This is a genomic window from Candidatus Obscuribacterales bacterium, from assembly GCA_036703605.1.
GTDB lineage: Bacteria > Cyanobacteriota > Cyanobacteriia > RECH01 > RECH01 > RECH01.
Window position 1 is genome coordinate 1 of the sequence record DATNRH010000463.1, and the last position, 5,232, is coordinate 5,232.

The window sequence follows — 5,232 nt, forward strand, 5'->3', positions numbered from 1 at the left end:
CTCTGATTGGGGCAGGGGCGATCGCCCTTGGATTAGTGAGTCTTGGACTCTTGGGGGGATGGAGTTATGCGCAGTGGCAACAGTCTCAGGTCACGATGGCACCTGGAGAACCTCGCCAACTCACCTTAGATGAAGCAGAAACGTTAGACTGGGCAACCAGTTCACAAGGGCGCTATGCCCGTCAAATTTTGGAATGGAACGAAGACTTACTGGGTGGCGAATGCCAAGAGCAAGTTAAGGATCTTGGCGTCACGATTCAGATGGGGACTCGCAAAGCGCGATCTGGATTCTGCCTCCTCTGGACACAGCCGCCCTCAGAGCGAGAGTTTTTCTCCTCTGATCCATGATGAGCACAAACAACTGAACCATGAGCCAGGGAACCTTTAATTCCATTACGATCTGGCCAAAATTGCAACAGGAGCACGAATACATTGTCGCGTGTAAATCAGCGGTATGCGATCGCAACGTTGTGTTGGCGCAGCTCCTGCAATTTATAGAGGGCCAAGATTTAGATCTGTACTACTGGAATGCAGCCTTCGAGCGCCTTCAAAGGGTGACGCCTTGCGGTGCCCGCCGTCAGGTCAACCTCCAGGACTCTGATCTGGCACTGCCGAAGGTAGATGCTGAGGGAACCATTACGCAAGTGGTGAACCTAGCGCAGCCCGGTGTCTTTGTGCTGGCGGGGGTATTGAAAGAGGTGAGCGATCGCCAAGTGCATGAAATTCAAAATGCTCACTTTGCGCTGCGGCAAACGAAACGTCGGCAATACCTCATATTGCTAGATTCTGATCCCCATATCCCGCTCGATTTGTATCCATTACTGCCAGCGTTAGAGTACCCGATACCCAGTCGGGATGCGGTGCAGCAGTTGGTGGCAGAGTTTTGCTGGGATGTGCTGAGTATGGAGCAAACTGAGGCCAATCGAGATCGTCAGCGACAACTGACCCAAGCCTGTTCTGGGTTGCCGCGTGGGGAGATTGATATTGCCCTGCATCGAGCAACTAATCGATGTTCAGATGCATCTGATATGGATGCCATCACAGCGTCTGTGATGGACTACAAAACGAAAAAACTGAAAGGGCGTGGCATCACGATGTTGCCAGAGCCAGATGTACCGATCGCAGCGGGCATGGATCGCCTCTACGAAACATTAGATAAAATTCGTTTGCTGTTGCAGCCCGAAGCAGCGACCCGTCATGTCCGACCGCCGAAAGCCATTTTACTTTGGGGAATTCCAGGAACCGGGAAATCGCTTGCCGCCAAGCTAGCAGCCAAGCATATTGGTGGAACGCTGGTCAGTGCCGATTGGAATGGGTTGGTGGGCCGCACCGTTCAGGAGTCCATGAAGAATCTGAAGAGCTTGCTGGATTTTGTCGATGAAATCGTCACCTGCATTTTATTTTTCGATGAATTTGAGAAAGCCTTTTCCGGTTGGGATACCCGTGTGGAAGGTGGGGTTTTAGGAAAGATGGCCGGTCAGCTTCTGAGCTGGATGCAAGAGCACACGTCGCCCGTCGTCATGTTTGCCACCATTAATCATCTTCAGATGTTACCGGCGGAAATGATTCGACGGTTTGAGTATGTCCATTTCTTTGGAATGCCCCACGCCGGATCGCTATGGGAGGTCTTCAAGGTTCACCTCAGCCAGTATTTCGAGTATGACTTTTCAGATCGTGATTGGCGCATCTTGCTACGGGACTATCGTGGCTGTACCCCGGCCGAGGTGGCGAAAGCGGTACAGCATGTTGCCGATGCCTATTATTTTCGCGATATGCGCCAGGGCAACATTCGTCCTGAGAAACCACGGCTTGAGTTAGAAAGCTTGCTGGCGGAGCGTCAAACCTTTACCCCTGTGGCAACACAGCGAGATATTAGTGACCAAATCGCTGCCATTGAGAATCGAGCCGACTATGCCATTCCAGTATCGGGGCCCGATACCTCACCCTTTGCCGTACCTGACCAATCGTTGATGGGCATTGACGAAGATGCGATCGCCACTCGGGATCGTGCCCAAGCCGATCGCCAGTCTCGGAGTATCCAGCTAGCGGAAGGCGAGCAGTCTGAATTCTAAGCGTCATGTTGAATGTATTGCGCGGCTTACTCATCATCATCATTGCGCTCGGTGCTTGGATATTTCCCATGGTTCCGATGCTTCCGATGCTTGCTCAACCTGCACCGACTGTGCAGAGCCAAAATGCTGCCTATCAGGAGGTGATTCCTGACTTTGCCGATGTATCGTTCCGGGATCTGGGATCGGTTGAGGATAGTGGCAATGTTAACGTTCAGGGAATTCAACGCCAGTGGCGTGCGGGCGATCCGGTCGCGGACATTTTGACCCTCGGCGATGTGGCCGCATTGAATGGACAGGTGCTCTCGCTGGGGCAGATTAACCAACTGACCGGAACCGACTACACGTCTGCCCGCCTGTCGAGTTTTGACCTTTTGGAGCGTCAAACGCTCGCTACTCTTGAAACAGCGGTTCCTTATTTTGGCGATTATCAGATTGAATTGGTTGCCCCTGTGCAGCAACTGCTCTCTGAGCAAACTGGGCAGGCTAGTTTTGGCACTGAGACCATCGCTGAATTTCTCAATCGCAATCCAGGCTTAGAAAACCTTCAGTTGGGTGAAACAGCGCTGGACTCGTTTGCTATTCGCGACATTCCTAATGTTGATGCCGTGCCAATGGTGGATTTCAAAGGGTGGGATTCGTCCACCATAACGGACCTTCCTGGATTATCTAACGTATCTCTCAGTGATTTTCCAACGGGACTATCCGGTCTAGAAGGGATTATTGCCCGTATTGATTTTGCTTGGGGCACGGCAGAGAGCGATCGCCGCAATACCATTTCTGGTAGTTATGAAGCTGGATTCACCGTTCCTTGTCCCGATGGCGGAAAGCTGACGGGTTTTGAGTCTCCCTACGAGGCAGAAGAAGCCAATGATCCGGTGGAGTGCGCCTATATTGAGCTAGATGATCTAGAAAATCAAGGTCGCGCGGCACAGGGCAGCTTTGAAGGAAAGCAGTGGATCAGTGGTCAGTATCACGAAGTTGAAGGTGGCTTCGGACCGTTGAAATATGTGCCATCCCCGTTGGGCTACTCAACGGGGTATGAGCCAACTGGCAGACATCCGTTTGGTTCGGTGTTCAAGGTGGTGGTTTGGGAACCCGATGAGCGTAGCGATGAAATTAGCTTCAAAATTTTCTTCCGTTGGTGTACGTCGCTTCCGGTCGCTGGACGTACCTGCACACCCTATAACCAGTTCAAACTGCCGTGGTTTGACTATGGAGTCAATGCTCTAATTTTTGTGGGCCCGTTAGATGATCAAGGTGGATCGTCCACGGCTCCGGCACCGCCCGCTGGAGTGCCCACGGCACCGCTGGCCAATCCCACGATTGGGCCCTGCTCTGGTGAATCCATCCGTGGCGTGAACTTGGATCGGCTCGCCAATGCTTTAGCCGAGATTGAATCGCAAGGATCAGGCGGATACGAAGCGGTTGGCCCCTACGTTGCATTGAATGGTGGAGGACGCGCACTAGGGCGGTACCAGATGATGACCTATCTCCCTGAAGTGCAGGCTGAGGTTCGCTCCGTAGATGGCGGCGATGCTTGGCTCAACAAAATTCAGGGTGGCTATCAACCATCAGTAGACGAAGTACGACGCTATTTCCCTGAACCGGCCCAAGAGCGAGCCTACCAGGCAGAAATGAGCCAGCTTTTTGAGCGTGCCCAAGGGCAAGTTGATCCGCAAACGGGGCGACCCTTCACAGGCGATCGCTTGATTGAGCGCGTGGGTCAGATGTGGTTTGGCGGCCCAGGTGCGGCGATTGACGGGGATAGTTCGGATCGCAATGGCGTGCTCAGCATCTATGACTACGGCGTGGAGGTGCGTGAAAACTATGCCACGGGGACGAGCGCGATCGCTGGACAGGATGGTAACTGTGTCCCGCCGGGTGGAGACGGTTCAGGTGAAGCCACGGGTGACTTTGCCAATCCGGCTCCTGGCTATGTCCTAACCTCTGACTTTGGACGCCGAACGAGACCCTGTGATGGCTGTAGCCGTTTCCACCCAGCCGTGGATCTAGGGACACCCGTGGGAACACCTGTGAGTGCATCGGATGGCGGGCAAGTGGTTTACGTGGGTCGAGCGGGTGGCTACGGCAAAACCGTCGTTGTCGATCACGGCAATGGGTATCAAAGCCGCTATTCCCATCTCAGCGACTATACCGTTTCCGTGGGTGCATCCGTGAGCCAAGGGCAGCAAATTGCCACATCGGGCAATACCGGAGTGGGTACCGGCGCTCACCTTGATTTTGGGATCTACGAGAACAGTGGTTCCAATTTTCCACCCAAAAGCACAGCGGTTGATCCAGAAAACTTCATCAATTTTTAGATATGCATCATCCTTTGACCTTTATTCGTAAGTTATTCGCGCTCGCGGCATTAACCATTGCTGTTGTGGTCGGTAGTGTGCTGCTCGTGCGGGCACAAACGGACGCTTCTGTACCGACTGTGGTCGAGCCATGTCTAGATCGCAGTTCTCCCTTTGCATCCGGTGGGGCAACCCTGATGGCAACGAAGACCGTTGATGACGTCAATTATTACCTGATCTATACCTATGAGGGTTCTAATGCCGAACAATACCCCTCTGCGCTGTTGGTGTCTGAAACCGCTGAGAGCTGCACCGTCGAGTTGTGGAATACACCGGGCGACTTCCTCGCCTATGCCGACTATGTCCCGTTTGAGGTTGCCGTCAAGTTTCGTGAAATCGAATTCTCCAGACAGCTTGACCGATTGGGGCGAGAAGAATTCATTGATGCATTTAATGTATCTGAACAAGCCCTGCTGGATGAGGAAGCGACTGCCTTAAAGCAGCTCGGTGTTCTAGACGCAATTCAAAGGAATTAGTTATGAATCTCGACATTGATGGAAAAAATCAGCAGGCGAAGGATTCTGGCGATATTGAGTTGCCCCGTTGGGTTGGGCGTCTACTGCGGTTGATGTATCTAGGTGCAGGTTTATTTTTAATGGCATCATCGCTGACGCTGATGGGCTGTTCATCGGCAGGAGCGAGTGAAGAAGCCGTGGTGTGGAAACCTGCGGCTGAGGTGCTGTCAGCGGAGCGATCTCAAGCAATTATTGCTGCCAACTCGTCTGCGTTATCCGAGGCAGAGCAAGAATCTGTAAGGCAATCGATGCAGGTGACTGAATTGGGAGAAGGGATGCGAATGAT

Annotated in this window: 5 protein-coding genes; all 5 read left to right on the forward strand. The window is 52.8% G+C overall.

Annotated elements, in window-relative coordinates; genetic code table 11:
* A partial coding sequence (locus tag V6D20_09875; GenBank protein ID HEY9816087.1) for a DUF6753 family protein occupies positions 1–347 on the forward strand: 347 nt, incomplete at its 5' end.
* Positions 348–409: 62 nt separating this feature from the next.
* A complete protein-coding gene (locus V6D20_09880; GenBank protein ID HEY9816088.1) occupies positions 410–2,071 on the forward strand; it encodes an AAA family ATPase in 1,662 nt (553 codons plus the stop codon).
* A 68-nt stretch (positions 2,072–2,139) separates the two neighbouring features.
* Positions 2,140–4,392: a M23 family metallopeptidase gene (locus tag V6D20_09885; GenBank protein HEY9816089.1), complete on the forward strand. Its 2,253-nt coding sequence runs from the start codon at positions 2,140–2,142 to the stop codon at positions 4,390–4,392.
* 2 nt (positions 4,393–4,394) lie between these two features.
* Positions 4,395–4,907 (forward strand): hypothetical protein, encoded by a 513-nt coding sequence (locus V6D20_09890; protein ID HEY9816090.1) that lies wholly within the window; start codon positions 4,395–4,397, stop codon positions 4,905–4,907.
* 2 nt (positions 4,908–4,909) lie between these two features.
* A partial coding sequence (locus tag V6D20_09895; protein HEY9816091.1) for a hypothetical protein occupies positions 4,910–5,232 on the forward strand: 323 nt, incomplete at its 3' end.

What these genes read in the sequence shown, in the direction of transcription:
- V6D20_09890 (HEY9816090.1), top strand. Translation starts at nt 4,395, where the DNA reads ATGCATCATCCTTTGACCTTTATTCGTAAGTTATTCGCGCTCGCGGCA.
- V6D20_09885 (HEY9816089.1), top strand. Translation starts at nt 2,140, where the DNA reads ATGGTTCCGATGCTTCCGATGCTTGCTCAACCTGCACCGACTGTGCAG.